We start from the raw sequence: 19513 nt of genomic DNA on the forward strand, positions 1-19513 counted from the left end.
GTGAACGGCGGGCTGAGCTGGAACGTCATCGACGACGCCCAGCGGATGCTGGCCTTCCATTTCATGCTCAACGCGCTACGCGCGGGCACGATCGTCGCGGTGGTCGCCGGCGCGATCGGCTACTTCATGGTGTTGCGCCGGCAAAGCTTCGTCGGCCACACCCTGGCCGTCGTCGGATTCCCCGGCGCGGCCGGCGCGACCTACCTCGGCCTGGCGACCCCGCTGGGGTATTTCGGATTCTGCGTCGCCGCCGCGCTCGTCATCGCCGCGCTGCCCGGCGCCGGCCGCGCCAACTCCGGCCTGGGCGGCTACGGCGAGGAGTCCGCCGTCATCGGCACCGTGCAAGGCTTCGCGCTTGCCTGCGGCTTCCTGTTCGTCAGCCTCTACAAGGGCTTCCTCACCGGGCTGAACAGCCTGCTGTTCGGCTCCATCATCGGCGTCACCGACGACCAGGTCGTCACCTTGCTGATCGCCGGCGGCCTGTGCCTCGTCGTGCTGGCGATCATCGGCCGGCCGCTGCTGTTCGGCAGCGTCGACCCTGCCGTCGCCCGAGCCCGCGGCGTCCCGGTCCGCCTGCTCAACGCGCTGTTCCTCGTCGTGCTGGGTGTCGCGGCGGCCGGCGCCAGCCAGGTCACCGGCAGCCTGCTCGTCTTCGCGCTGCTGGTCGCGCCCGCGGCCACCGCGAGCCGGCTCACCGCCCGCCCCGGCCTCGGACTCGCGCTGTCGATCGTCATCGCCGTCGTCGTGGTCTGGGTCGGTGAAGCAGTCGCGTTCTTCTCCCCGTACCCGATCGGGTTCTGGGTCACCACCTTCGCGTTCGGGCTGTTCCTGCTCGCCACGGCCTACCGGGCCGCCGTCGACGCCGTCGGCCGCCGACGGATCCGGACGAGCCCCGAACGAACGGCGGCGACGGCATGACCCCCGCGGCTCTGCTCAACGGGTTGACGAACATGCTCTCGAGCGGGTTCATCGAGCATGCCCTGCTCGCCGGGACGTCGATCGCGCTGCTGTCCGGCCTGGTCGGCTACTTCGTGGTGCTGCGCGGCCAGGTGTTCGCCACCGACGCGCTGTCGCATGTCGCCTACGCCGGGGCGCTGGCCGCGCTCGCGGCTGGCGTCGATCTGCGATTCGGGCTGTTCGCCTCCTGCATCGCGGTCGGCCTCGTCCTGGGGCTGCTGGGCGGTCGGGGCGCGGCGGACGACGTCGTCATCGGCACCACCTTCGCCTGGATCCTCGGGCTCGGCGTGTTCTTCCTGGCCTACTACTCCACCCATTCCGCGACCGGGAACGGCGCCGCGAACGTCAACGTCCTGTTCGGTTCGATCTTCGGCATCAGCGCCGACGACGCGCGCGCCGCGACCTGGATCGCGCTGGCCACGATCGCCGTCCTGCTGCTCATTGCCCGCCCGCTGCTGTTCGCCAGCCTGGACCCGGCGGTCGCCCGGGCCCGCGGTGTCCCAGTGCGCCTGCTGGGCCCGCTGTTTCTCGCCGTCGTCGGCGTCACCGCCGCCGAGGCCAGCCAGGCGATCGGGGCGCTGCTGTTGTTCGGGCTCGTCGCCGCCCCACCGGCCGCCGCTCAGCTGCTCACCGACCGACCGTGGCGGGGCTTCGTGGTCTCCGGACTGCTGTCGGTCACGGCGATGTGGATCGGCATCGTGGTCGCCTACGCCGCCCCGAAGCTGCCGGTCAGCTTCGACATCATGAGCGCCGCCACCCTCATCTACCTGATCGCGGCCGTGATCGCCCGGTTGCGCCGACATCGCTCACGTCAGTCCGCGGCGCCGGCGCCTGGGTCCGAGGCGCCGCAGGCTCGAGCCGCTTCGTGAGCTGCAGGCCCAGCGCTGCGCGGCCTTCCGCTAGCTCTCGACGGTGACCACGGTGTCGCCGACGCCGACCCACCGGTAGAGCCACGCCATGGTCGCTGTCGGCACGTGGACGCAGCCATGCGAACCCTCGGTCGGCCAGTTCTTCGACCCGAAGGGCATGGTCTGCCAGGGCGCGTCGTGCAGGCCGAAGTCGCCGTTGAACGGCACCCAATAGTGGACGTAATCCTTGTAGTCCCGGCCGATGAGGTAGCGGTCGCGCTGTTTGGCCTGCACGCGCCACGAGCCGAGCGGGGTCTGGTCGTCGTCGACGGTCGCGCCCGTGGTGACGGCCGTTTCGTCGACCTGTCTGCCGCCCTCACATGCCCACAGGTGCTGCTTGCTGATGCTGACCAGGACGAGGTGCTGGTAGGTGTTCGTCGCGCACGAGGTGGTGTCGTCGCCGAGGTGGACGACCACCGGCGCGGGGGTGGACCCTGCGCCGAAGCCGGCGTCTCGGCCGGTCAGACCCTCGATCCGAACGCTGGCATCGGCGTGGCTGGGCGCGACGACCGTCGAAGCGCTGGAGCCACCCGTCGGCTGGGTCGCCTGGGTCGGGCGGGTCGCTGCGCCGCGATGAGCCGAGGCGGCAGAGACTGGCGCCGCAGTGGGGGTGTCGTGCACGAGGGCGAGCACAGTGATCGCGCTCAGAATCGGCAGCGCGTAGGCCCGCCAGCCGTAACGCCGGACGAATCGCGCCCACCGGCCGCCGCGTCGGCGTTCGACGGGGCGGCGATTCGCGCTCATCTTGGCGTCCGGAAATACAGGCATTGCTTCCCAGCCTGACACAATCTGGCGTCCTGCCCGAATCGCCACGCCTGGCTGTGCTGCGACGCCAACGGCGAGCTATCGGCGGGCTTTGCCCGTCGTGCTCCGGGGCGGCGCGCTCCGGGGCGGGTTGGGCGAGTGTTGCGGGCAGAGGCCGAACAGCTCGACGGTGTGCGTGATGTCGGTGAACCCTGCGGCGGCGGCGACCCGGTCGGCCCACGCCTCGACTTCTGGGCCGGACACTTCGACGCTGCGACCGCAGAGGCGGCAGACGATGTGGTGGTGATGCCCGTCAGGATTCGACGTGTCGCGGGGGCCGCACAGGCGGTACTGCGCTTCCCCTTCGGCGGTGTGCACGACGTCGGCGCGATCGGTGTCGGCGAGCAACGCGAGATGGCGATAAACGGTTGTCAGGCCGATGCGCTCGCCGCCGGCGCGGATGTCGGTGAACAGGTCGTGGGCTGTGCGGAATCCGTCGGCGCCGGCCAAGGCGGTTTCGATCGCCTGAGCCTGTCTGGTGTTGCGTTGCCGGCCGGCTGCGTGGCTCTGCGCGGGCGCGGCGGCCGGCTCGGTCCGCACGGCGGCGTCAGCATGTGCTCGCGTGGCCTTCACGGAATCCATGCTGGCTACCTCCGCTCGTGCTCGACATGCCCAACCGCCACACTCGACCTCAGCCTAGACAAGCGTGTCTCGCACAGCGGTCGACCACGCAATCGACCGGGCACCAGAAGTGTCGATCCGCCCCGGGCCCCAACAGCAGCTCGGTTTACGAGGTCGGCGCTGAATCCTGGAAGACGCCGAGGTCGTCGCGCTTGGCGGCTCGATCGATGGGGAGGACGAGGCCGCTCATGGCGACGTAGACGCCTTCCGGGAGGAGCTGGACGGCGGCGACGGCGAGACCGAGGTTGGCGGCGGCGTCGCTGTCGCGCATGCGCGCCGGTTGCATCGCGCCGGTCAGCACGATCGTCTTTCCAGGGAGGCCGCGAAGCGCCAGACCGGTCCTCACCATGGTGTCCGTGCCGTGGGTCACGATGATCTTCGTATTGCCGCTTCTGGCGACACCGGCACGGATCGCTGCTCGATCCTCGTCGCTCAGTTCCAGGCTGTCCTTTCGGCAGACCGCCTCAAACGACACCTCGATGTTCGTGCGGGCGGTCGCGATGAGGGACGGCGCCATCGCGTCACCCACAACGAGTTCGCCGCGGATCGAATACTCCTTGTCGATGGTGCCGCCCGTCGTGATGATGTGGATGGACGCCGTCCCCGCCACGGTCATGCGTGCAGCCCCGTGTCCTTGGGAGATTTCAGCCCCGCTCCACACAGCGGGACCACCACGTCGGCCGCTCGCAGGTGTGGTGTCGCGGCCGCCCAGGTCGAGTTCGGCGATGCAGGTGAATCAGCTGCAGCCGCCAGCACCGCCGCCCAACAGACTGCGGACGTGGGTTCCACGAATAGGCCCTGCCGCGCGAGATCGGAGCGCGCGGCCGCCGTCTGCGGATCCGTCACCGCTACGATGGTGCCGCCGGTCGCGCGGATGGCGGCGAGGATCTGCCGCCCGCGGGGCGGCGCCGCGATCGCGATGCCCTCGGCGATCGTGCCGGCCGCCTCGACCGGGAGCGCAGCCGTCGCGCCAAGTTCCATCGCCTGCTCGAGGGGCGAACACCCTTCCGCCTGCACGCCGATGAGCACGGGAACATGGTCGGCCAGGCCCGCCGCGACAAGCTCGTTGAATGCCAACGCGCAACCGAGGACCATCGTCCCGTTGCCGACGGGCACGACGATCGTGTCAGGCAGACGACGCCCGGACTGCTCCCAGATCTCGTATCCGTAGGTTTTCACGCCGTGCAGGAAGTAGGGGTGATAGACGTGACTGGCATACATGACACCCGGCTCCCCCGCTGCGGCTGCCGCAGCAGCCGAGGTGTCGGCGCGCGTGCCCGGGACGAGCTCGACTGACGCTCCGTGCGCGCGCATCTGGGACAGCTTGCCGCTGGACGTGCTCGCTGGAACGTAAACGGTGCAGGCGATGTTCGCCCGGGCGAAGTACGCCGCCACCGCCGTCCCGGCGTTCCCGCTGCTGTCGACCATCGCGGCATCGATCCCGAGCCTTTTCGCAAGGGTTGCCAACACGACGGCGCCGCGATCCTTGAACGACAACGTGGGCATGAGGAAGTCGAGTTTGAGTCGGACATTGGGGTGCCCAGCTGCCACGACGATCGGTGACATGCCTTCGCCCAGGCTGATCGTCGGATCCTGTGGAACCGGCATCGTCCCGGTGTAGCGCCACATGGTCGGCGGTTGTCGCGGGAGATCGTCGACGTCGAGGAGCACCGGAAATTGCGCGACATCCAACACGCCGCCGCATTCGTCGCATCGCCACGCCAGCTGCGCGATCGGGAACCGTCGATCGCAACGCGCACAGACGAGATCGGGCACAGCCTGCTGCCGCCCAAGGTCGTCGGCCAGTTCTCGGCTACTCACAGGGGCCTCTGTCTGCGCGGGGACCTGTCGGCGTCAGGTCCGAGTGGTGGTCGGGGTGGCGGGGCGTGTGGGTTCGAGCAGTTGCTCTTCCAGTGTGGCGGGATCGAGTGGGCGAGACATGAGGAAGCCTTGAGCTTGGTTGATGTCGGCTCCGCGGAGCAGATCCATCTCCTCGGGGGTCTCCACCCCTTCGGCGAGAGTGCGCAGGCCGAGGTCTTTGCCGAGCTGAACGAGGGTGCCGACGAGCGCCTTGGATTCAGGCGAGGTGGTGATCGCGTTGGTGAACACCCGATCGATCTTCAGGCAGTCGACCGGAAACTGGCGAAGATAGGCCAGGGACGAGTAGCCGGCGCCGAAGTCATCGACCGCGATCCTGACGCCGAGCGCTTTGATTGCGTTCAATCGACGGGCAGTCGCTTCCACGCCGTGCATGAGCGTTGCTTCGGTGACCTCGATGATCAGTGATGTTGCCGGCAAGGCGCTGACCGCCAAGGCGGCGCGGACGTCGGCGATGATGCTGTCGTCGTCGAGTTGGCGACCGGAGACATTGACCGAGATGTCGAGGATGTCGCCCCTTGCGTGCCAGGCGGCCATCTGCCGGCAGGCGTGTTGCAGGACCCAGCCGCCGACCTCGCGGATCTGTCCGGTCTGCTCGAGGATCGGTATGAACTCGTCCGGAGAGATCAGCCCGCGGGTCGGATGGTCCCAGCGTAGGAGCGCTTCGACACCGACGACGGTGAGGTCCTCGAGGTTGTAGATCGGCTGGTAGACGAGCCGGTATTCCTGCCGATTCAGGGCTGACCGGAGGTCGAATTCCAGATCGGTTCGGCGGCTGATCCTGGTTTGCATGAGCGGGTCGAAGACTTCGTAGCGGTTCTTGCCGGCCGCTTTGGCCTGGTAGAGCGCGATATCGGCATCCCGGAGCAGTTCCCCGGCGCTGTCGCGATCGCCGCTGGCGATACCGATGCTGATGTTGACTGACAGCGGCATGGTCGTGCTGTCGAGTTCGAAGGGTTGGCGCATCACCTCGAGGAGGCGTTCAGCGACCAGTTCGGGGGCGACGTCCACGGAGGCGCCGTCGATGAGCACGACGAACTCGTCACCGCCCATCCGAGCGATCGTGTCCGCGTCGCGCAGAGTGCTCGCGAGGCGGGCCGCGACCGCGATCAGGAGCCGGTCGCCGGCGCCGTGGCCGAGAGTGTCGTTGACGTTCTTGAAGTCGTCTAGATCGAGGAAGAGGAGGGCCCCGGTGGTGTGGTGGCGGCGGTCCCAGACCAGCATCTGCGCGATGCGGTCCATCAGCAGCGCCCGGTTCGGCAGTCCAGTCAAAGCGTCGTGCAGGGCTTGGTGATGCAATTGGCCGGTCCGCTGCTCCAACTGGCGCCGGGCGCGCTCGCGGCCGGTGCCCAACACAAACATCAACAGACCCAGGAGCGCGCTGAGCGCGATCCCGGCGAGCAACACGGCGAGCGCGTCGCCGGTCGTGATCGCGCCGCGACTGACGACGCCGAAGGACTGCACGGTCCACCCGTTGTGCAGGTCGATCGTCGCCGATCGCGCGCCGGCCGCCACGGCGCCGTGGGTGAACGCGACGTCCTGGGCGCCGACGTGATATCGCATCGCCACTGACAGGCCACGCTGATCTCGTAGGGCCCGAATCAGTAACACTGCCGGATCGACCGAGGTGCCGACCCAGCCGACGAACGCTGCCCGGCGGCCGGCGACCGTGGCCGGCTGCACGCCGCCGCGATAGATCGGAGTCTGGATCGAGAGCAACGTCCGCCCACCGACCGTGTAAGGCAAGTAGTCGCCCTGGCCGGAGTCGCGAGCAGCAATGAGCGGAATGTCATTCGCCGGGTCGGCGCAATAATCCAAGCCCGCCGGGGTCGCCGTCGCCGAGGCGCGGGTGACACCAGCCGACGCCAGGCAGTAGAAGGGCCGGGCGCCGGCCGGCACGACCGCGAAGGTGCCGTCCACCGCCAGCGTTCCCGCCGGATCGGCCACCGCCCGCGCCGCGAACGCAGGCAGCGCCGCGGCGTCAACCAGCACCACCGTTCCGATGCCGGTCATCTCGGGGTAGCGGTCGAACATCCGGGCGGCACTCGCCCACTCGTCGAACTCTGTCTTCGTCAGGTTCGGATTGGCGAGGAGCCCACCCGCGTCGGCGACGATGTCGTTGTCGTGCTCGATGGCGAGCTGCAGCGTCGAGGCGACGCTCGCCGACGACTTCTGAAACGACTTCAGCGACTCGTCAGCGTTACTGCGCCTCACCGCACCTGCCGCCAATACGGAAGCGACTGCGCCACACCCAATCAGCACTGCGGTCGCCACTACCCACGCGGAGTGCCGACGCGACCGCCCACCGGCAGTCGGCCGTCCGCGAGTGACGTCGGTCAGAGAATCTTCGTCACGCTTGACCATCGAATGCTCCGAACCCAGGCAGCTAAGCCCAAACGGACTGCACTACTTGCGACGGCGGAGACTCGGTGTCGCTGACTGGCGCCCCGTGGTCGACGTCGTCTGCCGTCCACCACAACCGTCAACGTGTGATCGCCGTGAAGTGTCAACCTATCACAGATAGCGAGATATTGAACACGCAGAGTAACCATCTCGGCCCGCGGCCGGCGGGGCCGGCGTCATCCGCCCGATTGCCTACTAAGTAGGTAGACAACATTGACAATGTTGCGTCCCTCGGTGAGACTGACCGCTGTGAGATCGAATGCGCTCGTCGCGAGACACCCCATCAACTTGATGCGCGCCTGCGGCGCGGTCTGTCCCCGCTGAGCGCTCGGCTCCGCCGCCACACGGCCAGATCGCACTGATCGCCGGGTCACGACCGCGGCCCGACTGACACGCGTGCCTCTCCCCCGAACGGTCCTGTCGGCTGATATCCGCCGTCTCACCCCGTCTGTGCTCACCTACGTTTGGAAGCTCTGCCATGACTACCGATACCTCTTCGCCAACACCGGCCGGGTCGGCGCGTGCGGCGTCTGGCTACAACCTGGCCCGGTCCGGCAAGACCCAGTCCGGGGTGCACATTGCCGACCTCGACGACCACCGTCTCCGTCGCGTCAGGACACAACCTCTCGGCCCGGGTGAGATCGTCGACGCCCAGAGGCTGGCGGTGACCGTCCTCGTGTTCGCGGGATCCCCCGATCAGGAGTGGCTTCGCGAGTTTGCGGCGACGCATTTGCTCAGCTCGACCGAGCTCCCCCGCCTCGAGCAGCCGGGCCGCATCTCCGCAGACCCGGCTAGCGAGCCGGCCGATGCCCAGCGCGGCTCGATGGACTGCTTGACGGTGGGGGAGCTGCGGATGGACCTCGACCAAATGCGGGTCCAACTCGCTGGCCAGCCGATCACGCTGAGGCGACGGGAGTTTCTCCTGCTGAAGGCGTTCATGGAGCACCCGGGTCGCGTGCTCAGCCGTGAGCAGCTGCTCGAGCAGGCCTGGGGCGACAGCGATTGGAAGGGCGATCGCACCGTAGATGTGCACGTACGGCGAGTACGAGTCAAGCTCGGCGAGCGGGCGCCGCAGATCACGACGGTGCGCGGCTTCGGGTACCGCTTCGAGCCGTGCGAGGACAAACCGACACCGCCCATGACCGCAGCCCGCGGTCGACCACGACTTCGGTAGTCGTGATCGACTCGAATCCTCGGCGCCAACTCACCACGCGACGCGGCATACTCGCGTTGCACGATGAAACGCTGCGCAGTTTCGGCAAGGGGTCGGAGGAGTCGGTGGTGATCGGCTCAACCGAGCACGCCGACGCACAGCTGCTGCCCTATCTCGCGAACCAGCTGGCCGGCGTGCGGGCGGCGGTCGGCGCCGGGCAGGGCGTCGCCTGGCTGGCGACGCAGGGCCAGACGCCGGAGGGCCTGATTGCCCGCGACGATCTTCCCGCGCCGGAGCCGCTCGGGCTGCGCCGCGTCCCGGACCGCGAACTCGCCAAGGGGGCGTGAACCGATGTCCGCCATCCACGTCCCCGCCGGGGGCTCTGACCCGGGACTGGTCCGCACGCCGAGCGGGGTCCTGCTCCCGGCCGACATCGACGCCTTCCACCGGCGGCTGCACCACGTCGCCCCGAGCGGACTGATCGGCCAGACCACCCAGACGTCGGGCATGCGACGCCTCGAGGCGATCAGTGGCAAGACCGTGGGCGCGGCCAAGCTCTGGATGGGGCAGACGCACGTCCCGGGCTCGACCAACTCCGGCAACCACCATCACGGGGCGTCGGAGACCGCGATCTACGTCGTGTCTGGTGCGCCGGTGTTCGTCTTTCTCGACGTCGACGGCGACGAGCCGGTCGAGACCCGCGTGCAGACCGCGCCCGGCGACTACGTGTTCGTCCCGCCGTTCGTCCCGCATCGCGAGGAGAACCCCGATCCCGACGTCGAAGCGGTAGTCGTCATCGCGCGGACCACCCAGGAGGCGATCGTGGTCAACCTGGCCGGCCTGGACTGGTCCGCGGTCCGCATTGGCCAGCCGGCCGACACGGCCTAGGCGACCGCGCACGCCGCTGGGCGTCGTTCAGCCGATGTCGACCTTGTCGCCAGCGCGGGTACGGACCGCTCGCCCCGGGCCGGCGAGCTCAGCCGCTGCGGGCGGCGTTGCCGCCGACGATCTCGTAGGACCACAACTCGCTGTGCACGCCGACCGGCGGCGGCGCATCGCCCCCCGAGCGCTCCTGCGCTGATCGGTGGCCGTGGGCGAAGGCTGGCGAGTTGACCCAGGCTTGGAAGGATTCGTCGTCACGCCAGCGGGTCACGACCAGCCAAGCGGTCCGCTCGTCCGTCGGCTTGAGCAACTCGAAGCCCTCGAACCCGTCCTGGTCGTCGATTGCGCCGGCGCGAGCGGCGAACCGATGGGCGAGCTCGTCGCCGCTGGCGGCGGGCACGGTGATTGCGTTGATCCTGATGACCGTCATGAGGTCAACGATCCCAGCTGCCCGCGCACGCGGCCCAAATGCCCGTTTTGAATCTTGGGCACATTCAATCTCTACTTTAGGTTTATCTTGCCCTCATATGCGGAAACCTATGTGCATATCGGTGCGCAGTTCCCCCCGAGCTGTTAGCCGGTCAACTCACTCGTAAGGCGCTCGGCGAGAGCGGGGGCTCAGGCGAGCCGGAGAGTGCGGGCGGCAGCGGCGCTGGTCGCTGCCGCCCGCTCTCAGTTGCAGCGAACGCACTGCGGTTACCGCGATCGACGCGTTTACGGGTCGCACCGCGGGTCGCGCTAGGTCTACACGCACCTGTTGCGCGAACGCTGCAAGGAGGGCCGGGGCCGGTTTGGCGACGTCCTGCGCGCGGACGCGGAGACGAACTTGGCCGTCTACGGCGTCGGCGGCCTGTCCGTCTGGGTCCCCGCCGACGCCGCGGGCGAGGAGGCGCTGCTCGCGACCAAGCTGCTCTCGCGCATCGCGCCGCCGGCCGAAGGCACGACTGTTCGAGCGATACGACAGGGATCCCGCAGCGCTCGTCTGCGGGGTCGACGGCACACACGGCGCGAGAATCCCCGGCCGGTCATGCTCCGGTCGCGGATGCGCTTGTGCCGACGCTGTTCACGGGCGTTCGCCGTAGGTCTCGAATCGTGATCCGCAGTCGTTGCGCGATGGCAGGATGCCGGCATGGTCATCTACGACACCATCGGCCGGTCGTATCGGGCCACTCGGCGTCCTGATCCTCGGATTGCCGCTGCGATCTTCGAAGCCATTGGCGAGGTGGGCACCGTCGTCAACGTGGGAGCAGGATCCGGGTCATACGAGCCGCCAGAGACCGTGGTTGCGGTGGAGCCCAGCACGGTGATGATCGACCAGCGCCCCGCAGGGAGCGCACCGGTCGTGCAAGCCGTCGCCGAAGCGATACCGCTCGCCGATCAGTCCGTCGACGCCGCGTTGGCTGTGCTGACCGTGCATCACTGGACTGATGTCGCCGCCGGTGTCGCCGAGATGCGGCGCGTAGCCCGCAAACGGTTGGTGTTCTTCACCTGGTGGCCAGAACGCGTCGCGCAGTTCTGGCTGCTGGAGGAGTACTTGCCTGAGGTGGCAAAGACCGACGCAGCGCAGGCGGTCCCGATTGAGGTCCTGACCGGGCTGCTGTCCGACGCTCACCTCACGATTCGTCCTGTGCCGGTGCCTCACGACTGCATCGACGGTTTTGGTGCCGCGTTCTGGCGCCGGCCCGAGGCTTACCTCGATCCTCATGTGCAAGCCGGGATATCAATGCTCGCCAAGACCGACCCGTACTCACTGCGCCCCGGCCTGGCCATGCTTGCCGAAGATCTCCGAACCGGCCGCTGGCGGGACCAACACGCGGAGTTACTCCAACTCGAGGCCCTCGACGTCGGCATGGCCACCGTGTCGGTCGACCTACAAGGGCCACGCAGACCAGGGCCGTCGCCGGAGGTCGAGTAGCCGAGTCAAGGCCCGATCGCCCGGTGATGGATCCCTTGACGCAGCGGCTCGATACTCACGCGCGTTGGCCAGAGACGCATGTCCAGGACCATCGCTCGCTACGGACGGGTCGATCTCCTGATTTGTGACAAGCTCGGCTACCTCGAGCTCGACCGCCGTCGGCCGAGTTGCTGTTCCAGGTCCCGATCCGAGCGGGAGGAGGAGTCGGCCCATCGCGATCGCTTCTTTCACACCACCCAAGCTGGGTAGCAAGACCACCATGAGGCGAGACCACCGGCCGGGCCGCCTGGCCGGTTCGATGAGCGTCGCGCTCGGCCCACGCAGTCCTTGCCGCGCTTGTAACGCGCGATGGCGGCGCTTCCCGAAATCAAGGTAATCGCAAGCACCAAGAATCCACACAGCCAAAGGAAGACTCCTCGCCCGCCCAAGAGAAATCCCACGATGATCATCACCGCCCCGATGGCAAGACCACTAGCAATCAGCTTGTATAACTGAACGACTGGCGGCCGAGGTACACGATCACTTGCATCCGGCCGCGCCATCAGCCCCAATCTCCGTTCGCACCAAGACGCTCGCTGAATTCCAGGACCGTGACTGTGAAGTGAATACCTGGGCGCTGGGAAATCGCCGCTCGCTCGATCAAGGTCGTCTGACCGCATACAAGGCAGGACGCGTTGATCGTCCGAAACCGTCGGCCGCGCACCCAGCAAGCATGCACCACGGGCTGCTAGCAGCCCGCCGTACAGCACGCAGAGCATCGGCGTGCCGCTTTCACGGGCGCTCATAGCCGCGGAACGGCTCTACACACTCATGCCGCGTGCGGAACGCTCCCGGTCCTTCCGCGTCACGGATGCCGCGCCCGGCACCATCGAACGAGTCGACGCCGCTCGCCACCGCAGCAAGGGATGCTCCGGGAGCGCCCACGATGAGTCTCCCATTGGCTCGCAACTAGCAAGATCGAACAACCGTTTCTGCCGCGAACCGGGCGACTCTGCCGATGAGCGTGCGTCGTCGGCGGCAGGACGCTGTCTAGGGCTGCCAGCGCTCAGCCGAGGGCCCTCCCCACCATTGCGACGAGGAGAAAGAGCAAGCCGAGCAATATCGCGGCCGCGATTGGCACGCTGATCACGAAGGCGACGATCCAGGCGCGCGCGTTACCGCGAAAGGACGGTCGGTCATCAGTGCCCACGGGCTGACGTTACGGGTCGAGCCGTCGAGACCAATGATCTTCGTGTGATTCGTGACGAGGTCGATCGTCCCAGGTTGAGCTCTGCCGCGCTCTCTATGCCGCGTTGAGCGCTGCCGCGCTGTCATGCCGCAGATCGCTTGGTCCCGGGGTCCCGAGATGCTGATGAGCGCGGCCCGCGCGACCGTGTCGATGGAGCGGCTGTTCGTTAGAACTGCTCTTAGGAAACCGATCTGCGCTATACGGTCACGGCGTGGACCGTGTCGGCTGGACTGCATCAGTGACGAGCTGGTGCGGGCTTAGAGTCTTCACGGCTCGGTGGGCAGTTCAGTCCCGATGGCGACGGATCCGCGGCCGGTCCGGCGAATTCCGAGAAGTGGAGATCAGTCCTCGAGCGCTGCACCTCACGCAGCTCTGGGAGACGAGATTCGGGCAATTGAATCCGGGTTGGCCGTTTCGTGGCCTCGATTCGGACCGTTGGGTTCGGTTTCACAGCCTGCCGGGCTCGAAGCGGTACGCCGACACCGACGACGAGCACCAAGAGGTCCTACGTCGTCACCGCACCGTCCTAAACGAATTGCTCGCCCACCAACCCGTCGAGACCCTGATCGTCATCGGCACGGACTGGGATCATCGCGACCTGATGTCCGGGAAAACCAAACAATCCATGCCGGGTGCGTGGCCGTGGCGGCAGCTGCCAGAGGACGAGTACTGGGAACGCGTCAGGTACATCTGGGTCACGTCTGGGCTCGCGAGCGAGGTACTGGACCGGCTGCTCGCTAGCGTCGCCGACGATCGCGCGAAGGCCATCATCAGCGACGCGGAACTCTCGTGGATCTACGCGCCCTACGACAGCGGCGCTGACGTATGGCTCGAAACCCGCTTCGAACGGGACCTCCTTCGAGATCGCCACGAGGACTGGCTCTCCTCACGCCAAGACGGCTTGTGATCAGCTGGCGGGACGGCTACGGCACCGACCGCTCATAGCCGCGAGCCGGGCGACTCTGCCGATGAGCGAGCGTCGGATCCTGTTGCTGGGCGGGCCCCCGTCGCGGGGAGTTCTGTCGGCTCGCGGTCGGGACCGGGGACGCGTCGGCACCTGTCTACACCTTGACACCTTGGCGCGTCAGTCACAGGATGCTGCCGCGTGGCGCCACCCACTGATGCTTGAAAGCGATCACCTCGGCGGCGACGTCGAAGTCGGCGTCGTAATGGACGAGGGTCAGTTGGTGCTCATCTGCGAGAACTGCGTTGAGCAGGTCGGCGATCCCGACCGCGCGGTGTCGGCCGGTCCGGGCGAGGCTGCGCTGAGCGTCGACGGCGGCTTGCCAGTGCTCGTCCTCGGTCGCCAGGTATTCGTAGGCGTGCCGCCGATCAGAACGCAGCTGCTCGTATTCGGTCGGGCTTCGTGCGCTGTAGAGCGCCTCGGCGTCCAGGGTGGCGCATGTCGCTACCGTCCCCGCCTCGATGAGCGGTGACAACCGCTGTGCGACTACTGGGTGTCGCATGCGAGCGGCGGCGCTGGTATCGATGAGGTAGCGGGCGATCAGCGCCACACTGCGGCCCGAGTTTCCGGGTCTTCCAGCTGCTCCATTCCACCGTCGCGTAACCACTCGACCTGACGCGCTCGCGCCGCTGCGGCGGAGGCCTGCTTCAACGCGGTGCGCACCGTGTCAGACACGCCGGTGGTGTGCAGCTCGCGCTGCGCGTCGGCAAGCAGATCGTCGTCCAGCTCGATCAGCCGCTTCGTCATCACGGACCTCCATATACGGGCGCGATCACAAGTATATAGCTTGCACGCATCCGTGCACTTCCGACTCGCACCACCCGACGCCCATGGCAGCCGCGGATGGACTGATGGGCATGAACTCGCCGATGCCGCCAAGATCAACGCACTCATCTGCCGCGTCTAGCGCCACGACTCGGTCGTCATTTCTGCGCTGGTCGCGCTAGTCCCAGGCGGCGCTGACGACAAGCAGTTCCTTCGCTCCAAGATCAACGAGAACCACTTCGGTGTAGTCGCCCAGAGCTTCGTAGCGGGGGCCTGCGACAGCTTCGTCCGGGCGGGTGCGGAGTCTGTAGCGGATCGACATCTTGCGTATCTGACGGAGGACACGAAAGTCGATGTCGGCCCTCACATCGTCGCTGAGCACAGGTTCGGCGGCGTCCTCGTCCTCGTCCTCGTCCTCGTCCTCGTCGTCGTCACGGTCACGGAACGCCGTGATGGTGCCGATCGCGGTCTGTTCGTCGACATGCTCATAAGCGTCGACGCTCAGATGGTCAAAGCGGTAGGGCCCGTGCATCAAGGGGTCGCCGTCCGGGTGCTCGCCTTGATAGTTCAGTTGGTACCGCGGGTGTGCCATCAACAGGCGAAGCGCACTGACGCCGCTCGTGGGCGAGTGGTGGTGTCGTCCTGTTCGAAGACGAGTATTTACCGGAGTTCGGCACTGTGGTTGTGCGCGACCACGTCGGTCCGGATGGATCGAAGGTTTGGCCTGCGCGGACAGCCTGTACCGGGAAGAACTCGACGAGTTCTTCTTGGATGCGCTGGGGTGCGGATCGGTGGTGCGCGGGTGCCGAATGGACGCAGTTGGCTGCGCCGCCGAACTCACAACTCCGCACAGTGTTACTGCCACTCCTCCGGCGTCTGGATTTCAAGTAGGTGTGCGGCGTGTTGGACGGCGCGGCGGTGGTGGCGTTGGACGGGGTTGAGGGGCTCGATGTCGACGCGGACGTCAGTGGTGTCCCAGATGGCCCAGCACCATTCGTCGTCGTCGAGGCGCGAGCGGTAGGCGAGGCCGGCGATGTCGGGCAGCCATTCGCGGGCGGCGCGGCTGAGCGCTTGGGTGACGGGCCGCCCGTGCGGGCCGCCGAGGCGGACGATGCCTTCGTCTAGGCGGGGCGGGTTGAGCGGGGTGCCGAGGCCGCTCTCGGCGAGCGCGTCGCGGACGAGAGGGTGCTTGTCGAGGTCGCGCAGCAGCTGCGGGTCGTGCACGTCGATCAACGGCTCGCCCGCGGCGAGGGCGACGCGTGCGACGTTCTGGACGGCTAGCCAGCCGGCGACGCCGTCGCCTGGATCGAGGTGTCGCTCGTCGTCAGATTCGACGCCCTCGACGGCGGCGAGCAGCGCCTCGGCGGCCGGCGCGCGGCGGAACCGCGCCATGGTTTCGACGAGGGCACCAGTGAGGTTCTCTGCGACGTAGCGGACCGCGTAGCGGGCGTGTGGGTCGTCGTAGCGGTTCGCGCCCGGACCGTCGTCGGTCAACCTCGGTAGCACGTCCGGCGCGGGGTGAACCCGCCACGCGCCGGTCTCGGGCAACGGCCGCCGAGCGTAGAGGGCGTAGTCCGCCATGCGGTCAGCCTTCGAGGAACGCGCGGGTCGCGGCGAGCAGCCGGCGTTGCACGTCGTCGACGGGGCTGGTCGCCAGTAGCACCAGCGGGGCTTCGTCGTCGAGCTGGGGGTTGGCCGAGCGCAGGAAGCTGGCCGCCACCGACGCCCGCCCGTAGACCAGCGTGATGGCGTAGGCGATGCGGAACAGCAGCTGCAGCCGGCCCTGCTCGTCATGATCGCGGGGCTCGGTCTGGTCATCGCGCCACCGGCGCACCGTGCGGGCGTCTCGCACGCCGATCCCGGCGGCAGTGAACCTCGGCCCGATCTGCTCCAGCAGCCATCCAGCCTGATGCCAGGCCAGGCTGGTCGCCGCCTCTTTGTAGGCGCGCTCCCACGCCAGCTCGACCGGCACAAGCTCCACCGCGTCGAGGGATTCCGCGGCCATGCGCACCACTCCCGACTGATCAAACGACCTGATAACTGACCGTACTACACACGCCGCTATTGACAACTCTGACGCACCACCACTGACAGCACTACAGCATCACTGATGCTTCGTGAAGCGAGCGGATTCTGATCCGGCATCGCCCGCTGCCGGCGGATCTCTAAGTGGCGCCACCGCCTCATGGATCCGCAGCCCGGAACCCCGACGATGATCTTCGCCGTGGCCCGGTGCCAGGTGGTCAAGACAGCCGACCTGTGGTCAGTTTCGAAGCGCTGCTAACAGCGTGCCCCGCTGCGGGGCTCTTAATAGGCGTGTTATGAGTAGCCCCGACCGGATTCGAACCGGCGCTACCGCCTTGAGAGGGCGGCGTCCTGGGCCACTAGACGACGGGGCCCCAGAAACTTCATGTGCACTGCGCTGGGGTACCAGGACTCGAACCTAGACTAACTGAACCAGAATCAGTTGGGCTGCCAATTACCCCATACCCCATGGGCACGCCCGCGCGATGTTCCGCTCAGGCCGACGCCGAAGTTTACCGGACCGCCGAGGCGGTTCAAAACGGCACGGCAGCCGCTCGAACGTCTCGAACCCCGGCGCGAACTCCCGGTCGTCCGCCGCGCCGCGAAGCGCCTCGAAGTCCCGCGTCGACCTGCTGCGCGCCGGTGGCTCACAGGAACCGCGAGATGATCTCTTTCATGATCTCGTTGGTGCCGCCGTAGATCTTCTGGATGCGCGCGTCGGTGTACATCCGCGAGATCGGGTACTCCTGCATGTAGCCGTAACCGCCGAAAAACTGCAGGCACTCGTCGGCGACATCGCACTGCATCTGGGTGGTCCACCACTTGGCCATCGAGGCGGTCGGGATGTCGAGCTCGGCCCGCAGGTGCTTGGCGACGCAGTCGTCGATGAACACCCGAGCGATCTTCGCCGTCGTCGCCATCTCGGCGAGCTTGAACCGGGTGTTCTGGAAGTTGAACACCGGCTTGCCGAACGCGTGCCGGTCCTTGGTGTAGGCCAGCGTGTGCGCGAGCGTCTCCTCGATGGCGGCCACCGCGCCGACGGCGAGCACCAGCCGCTCCTGCGGCAGCTGCTGCATCAACTGGACGAAGCCTTGGCCCTCCTCGCCGCCGAGCAGATTGGCAGCTGGGAGGTGGACGCCGTCGAAGAACAGCTCGGCGGTGTCCTGGCCGTGCTGACCGATCTTCTTCAGCACCCGGCCGCGGGAGAAGCCGTCGACCTCGTCGGTCTCGACGACGACCAGGGAGATCCCCTTGGCCGCGTCGGCCGGGTCGGTCTTCGCGACCGTGACGACGAGGTTGGCGAGCAGGCCGTTGGAGATGAAGGTCTTCGAGCCGTCGAGCACGTACTCATCGCCCGTGCGGATCGCCTTTGTCGTGATGCTCTGCAGGTCCGAGCCGGTGCCCGGCTCGGTCATCGCCACCGCGCCGACCAGCTCGCCGCTCGCCATTCGCGGCAGCCACCGCCGCTTCTGCTCCTCGGTGCCGTACGCGTTGACATAGTGGGCGACGATCGTGCTGTGCACCGCAGTGCCGAGGCTTGGCGCGAGCGCCCGAATCTGCTCCTCGGCGAGCACCGCCTCCAACGCGAACGTCCCGCCGCCGCCGCCGTACTCGATCGGGATCGACGGACACAGCAGCCCGAGCTCGCCGGCCTGATTCCAGACCTCGCGGTCGATGTGCTGCTGCTCGCCCCAGCGCTCCTCGTGCGGCGCGCATTCCTTCTCCAGGAACCGGCGGGCGAGATCGCGAAACGCCTCCGAGTCGTCGTCGCTCCATGTGGGGCGCGCGGCGTGCGGACGGGCAGCGGTCATCGAAACTCCCGGCGCGACTGTGACAGTGCTTCCGTCATCGTAGAAGCGCGCGGCGCCGAGCGCTACCGCGACCAGGCCGCCTGCGACAACTCAGCTCGCTCGGCACGGCCCGGAGAGCGACGCGCGATGCGAGGCTGGCTCAGGCGGAACGGGCGGTGCGGCTGATCTCCTCGTGATCAGCGGCGCGGTGCTCGGCCCGCGAGGCGCGCAGGAAGGGCAGCACCTCGCTCAGCAGCGCGGCCGGCTGGTCGATCTGCGGGCAGTGGCCGCAGCCCGGCAGCACGACGGCGCCGCCCGGCCGGCCGATCCGGCGCAGCACCCGAGCGGGGGTCAGCACGTCACGCGCGCCGAAGACGACGAGCGCCGGCGCCTCGCTGCGGGCGACCAGGCCGCCGAGGTCGGCCGAGCGGAGTTCGCGAACGAGCGCGCGGCCGATCGGCATCAGCCCGGCGACGCTGTCGCGCAAGGCGTACGGGTCGCAGAACCCCCGTCGGACCGAGGGGTCGAGATCGCGGGGGCGCGCGACCGCAATGTGGCTGTAGACCCAGCCGAGGCCGAACTGCGCGGTGCGGGACGGCACGCAGCGCAAGGCGGCGCGCACGGCCAGCTCCGCCGGCCGGGAAAGCCCGAGCCGCCACAACTGCGGCACCCCGCGCATGCCCGGCATGTCGATGAGCACCATGCCGTCGGTGCGCTCGGGGTAGCGCGCGCCGAACAACGTGGACACGGCCGCGCCCATGGAGTTGCCCATCAAGGAGACCGGGCCGTCGACGCCTTCGGCGTCGAGCACCTCGCGCACGACGTCGACGTAACCGCTCAGCAGCGGCGTGGACCATGGGCGTGAGCTGGCGCCGAAGCCGGGCAGGTCGATGGCGATCACGCGATGGCTCGCGGCCAGCACCGGAACGACGCGCTGCCAGGTGGTCACATTGTCGGTGTAGCCATGCAACAGGACGATCGTGCGCGGCGCATCGCCGGTGACGACATAGTGCACGCCGGGCACACGGGTCCGGGGACGCGGCGCCGTCATGGCCTGCATGCCCGAACGTTACCCAGGTCACACGTCCCATTAACATTGTCGACACACGAACGCCAGCTCGCCGCAGCGGAAACTGGCCGAGCGGCAGGCCAGGGATTGAGACCATTTCGACCTTTTGTGGAAGTTCGGCTACTCGCGGGTAGGTCTACTGCGAAGCGGG

General features: G+C 67.8%; 21 protein-coding genes and 2 tRNA genes. 7 read left to right on the top strand and 16 right to left on the bottom strand.

Annotated elements, in window-relative coordinates; genetic code table 11:
- Together ACFFBG_RS13020 and ACFFBG_RS13025 are read left to right on the top strand one after the other, a co-directional pair.
- Positions 1–918 carry a metal ABC transporter permease gene (locus ACFFBG_RS13020; RefSeq protein WP_375479339.1) on the top strand — a complete coding sequence of 306 codons (918 nt, stop codon included), beginning with the start codon at positions 1–3 and terminating at the stop codon, positions 916–918.
- Positions 915–1826, top strand: a complete 912-nt coding sequence (locus ACFFBG_RS13025; RefSeq protein ID WP_375479341.1) for a metal ABC transporter permease — start codon at positions 915–917, stop codon at positions 1824–1826. The genes ACFFBG_RS13020 and ACFFBG_RS13025 overlap by 4 nt, the downstream gene beginning before the upstream one ends.
- A 30-nt stretch (positions 1827–1856) precedes the next feature.
- Here the strand turns inward: ACFFBG_RS13025 and ACFFBG_RS13030 are convergent, their stop codons facing one another.
- The 5 genes from ACFFBG_RS13030 to ACFFBG_RS13050 form a co-directional block, all read right to left on the bottom strand.
- On the bottom strand, positions 1857–2633 hold the full coding sequence (locus ACFFBG_RS13030; protein WP_375479343.1) for a L,D-transpeptidase: 777 nt from the start codon (positions 2631–2633) through the stop codon (positions 1857–1859).
- A gap of 75 nt (positions 2634–2708) precedes the next feature.
- Positions 2709–3242 (bottom strand): Fur family transcriptional regulator, encoded by a 534-nt coding sequence (locus ACFFBG_RS13035; RefSeq protein WP_375479345.1) that lies wholly within the window; start codon positions 3240–3242, stop codon positions 2709–2711.
- A 154-nt stretch (positions 3243–3396) separates the two neighbouring features.
- Positions 3397–3906, bottom strand: a complete 510-nt coding sequence (locus tag ACFFBG_RS13040) for an asparaginase domain-containing protein (protein ID WP_375479347.1) — start codon at positions 3904–3906, stop codon at positions 3397–3399.
- A complete protein-coding gene (locus tag ACFFBG_RS13045) occupies positions 3903–4898 on the bottom strand; it encodes a threonine synthase (protein WP_375479348.1) in 996 nt (331 codons plus the stop codon). The genes ACFFBG_RS13040 and ACFFBG_RS13045 overlap by 4 nt, the downstream gene beginning before the upstream one ends.
- A gap of 246 nt (positions 4899–5144) precedes the next feature.
- A complete protein-coding gene (locus tag ACFFBG_RS13050; protein ID WP_375479350.1) occupies positions 5145–7442 on the bottom strand; it encodes an EAL domain-containing protein in 2298 nt (765 codons plus the stop codon).
- 607 nt (positions 7443–8049) lie between these two features.
- Between ACFFBG_RS13050 and ACFFBG_RS13055 the strand changes: the two genes are divergently transcribed.
- The 3 genes from ACFFBG_RS13055 to ACFFBG_RS13065 all read left to right on the top strand — a co-directional run bounded on the left by ACFFBG_RS13055 (position 8050) and on the right by ACFFBG_RS13065 (position 9612).
- Entirely contained in the window at positions 8050–8745 is a 696-nt protein-coding gene (locus tag ACFFBG_RS13055) for a winged helix-turn-helix domain-containing protein (protein WP_375479352.1), read from the top strand.
- A gap of 107 nt (positions 8746–8852) precedes the next feature.
- A complete protein-coding gene (locus ACFFBG_RS13060) occupies positions 8853–9071 on the top strand; it encodes a hypothetical protein (RefSeq protein WP_375479354.1) in 219 nt (72 codons plus the stop codon).
- Positions 9072–9075: 4 nt separating this feature from the next.
- Positions 9076–9612 carry a cupin domain-containing protein gene (locus ACFFBG_RS13065; RefSeq protein WP_375479356.1) on the top strand — a complete coding sequence of 179 codons (537 nt, stop codon included), beginning with the start codon at positions 9076–9078 and terminating at the stop codon, positions 9610–9612.
- An 88-nt stretch (positions 9613–9700) separates the two neighbouring features.
- On the opposite strand, the gene ACFFBG_RS13070 is transcribed toward ACFFBG_RS13065, so the two are convergent.
- Positions 9701–10036: an antibiotic biosynthesis monooxygenase family protein gene (locus tag ACFFBG_RS13070; protein ID WP_375479358.1), complete on the bottom strand. Its 336-nt coding sequence runs from the start codon at positions 10034–10036 to the stop codon at positions 9701–9703.
- Between the two features lie 699 nt (positions 10037–10735).
- Here ACFFBG_RS13070 and ACFFBG_RS13075 point away from each other — a divergent pair.
- A complete protein-coding gene (locus ACFFBG_RS13075; protein ID WP_375479360.1) occupies positions 10736–11521 on the top strand; it encodes a class I SAM-dependent methyltransferase in 786 nt (261 codons plus the stop codon).
- 1045 nt (positions 11522–12566) lie between these two features.
- Here ACFFBG_RS13075 and ACFFBG_RS13080 read toward each other — a convergent pair.
- A complete protein-coding gene (locus ACFFBG_RS13080; protein WP_375479362.1) occupies positions 12567–12710 on the bottom strand; it encodes a hypothetical protein in 144 nt (47 codons plus the stop codon).
- Positions 12711–13083: 373 nt separating this feature from the next.
- On the opposite strand from ACFFBG_RS13080, the gene ACFFBG_RS13085 reads away from it, so the two are divergent.
- A complete protein-coding gene (locus ACFFBG_RS13085) occupies positions 13084–13656 on the top strand; it encodes a hypothetical protein (protein ID WP_375479364.1) in 573 nt (190 codons plus the stop codon).
- A 181-nt stretch (positions 13657–13837) separates the two neighbouring features.
- Here the strand turns inward: ACFFBG_RS13085 and ACFFBG_RS13090 are convergent, their stop codons facing one another.
- The 9 genes from ACFFBG_RS13090 to ACFFBG_RS13130 form a co-directional block, all read right to left on the bottom strand.
- Complete coding sequence (locus ACFFBG_RS13090; RefSeq protein WP_375479366.1) at positions 13838–14320, bottom strand: PIN domain-containing protein; 483 nt, start codon at positions 14318–14320, stop codon at positions 13838–13840.
- Complete coding sequence (locus ACFFBG_RS13095; RefSeq protein ID WP_375479368.1) at positions 14254–14460, bottom strand: DUF2191 domain-containing protein; 207 nt, start codon at positions 14458–14460, stop codon at positions 14254–14256. Before ACFFBG_RS13095 ends, ACFFBG_RS13090 begins: the two co-directional genes overlap by 67 nt.
- A gap of 196 nt (positions 14461–14656) precedes the next feature.
- Complete coding sequence (locus ACFFBG_RS13100; RefSeq protein ID WP_375479370.1) at positions 14657–15073, bottom strand: hypothetical protein; 417 nt, start codon at positions 15071–15073, stop codon at positions 14657–14659.
- A gap of 260 nt (positions 15074–15333) precedes the next feature.
- Positions 15334–16059, bottom strand: coding sequence for an RES domain-containing protein (locus tag ACFFBG_RS13105; protein WP_375479371.1), 726 nt, complete (start codon positions 16057–16059; stop codon positions 15334–15336).
- A 4-nt stretch (positions 16060–16063) separates the two neighbouring features.
- The gene (locus tag ACFFBG_RS13110; RefSeq protein ID WP_375479374.1) at positions 16064–16483 is read right to left on the bottom strand and encodes a hypothetical protein; all 420 of its coding nucleotides are present in this window, start codon (positions 16481–16483) and stop codon (positions 16064–16066) included.
- Positions 16484–16804: 321 nt separating this feature from the next.
- A tRNA-Glu gene (locus ACFFBG_RS13115) sits at positions 16805–16877 on the bottom strand.
- Positions 16878–16900: 23 nt separating this feature from the next.
- Positions 16901–16972, bottom strand: a tRNA-Gln gene (locus ACFFBG_RS13120).
- Between the two features lie 178 nt (positions 16973–17150).
- Positions 17151–18314: an acyl-CoA dehydrogenase family protein gene (locus tag ACFFBG_RS13125; protein ID WP_375479376.1), complete on the bottom strand. Its 1164-nt coding sequence runs from the start codon at positions 18312–18314 to the stop codon at positions 17151–17153.
- A gap of 139 nt (positions 18315–18453) precedes the next feature.
- Entirely contained in the window at positions 18454–19353 is a 900-nt protein-coding gene (locus ACFFBG_RS13130; RefSeq protein ID WP_375479378.1) for an alpha/beta fold hydrolase, read from the bottom strand.
- Positions 19354–19513 lie beyond the last annotated feature (160 nt).

The organism is uncultured Jatrophihabitans sp. (assembly GCF_964251945.1).
Lineage (GTDB): Bacteria > Actinomycetota > Actinomycetes > Mycobacteriales > Jatrophihabitantaceae > Jatrophihabitans.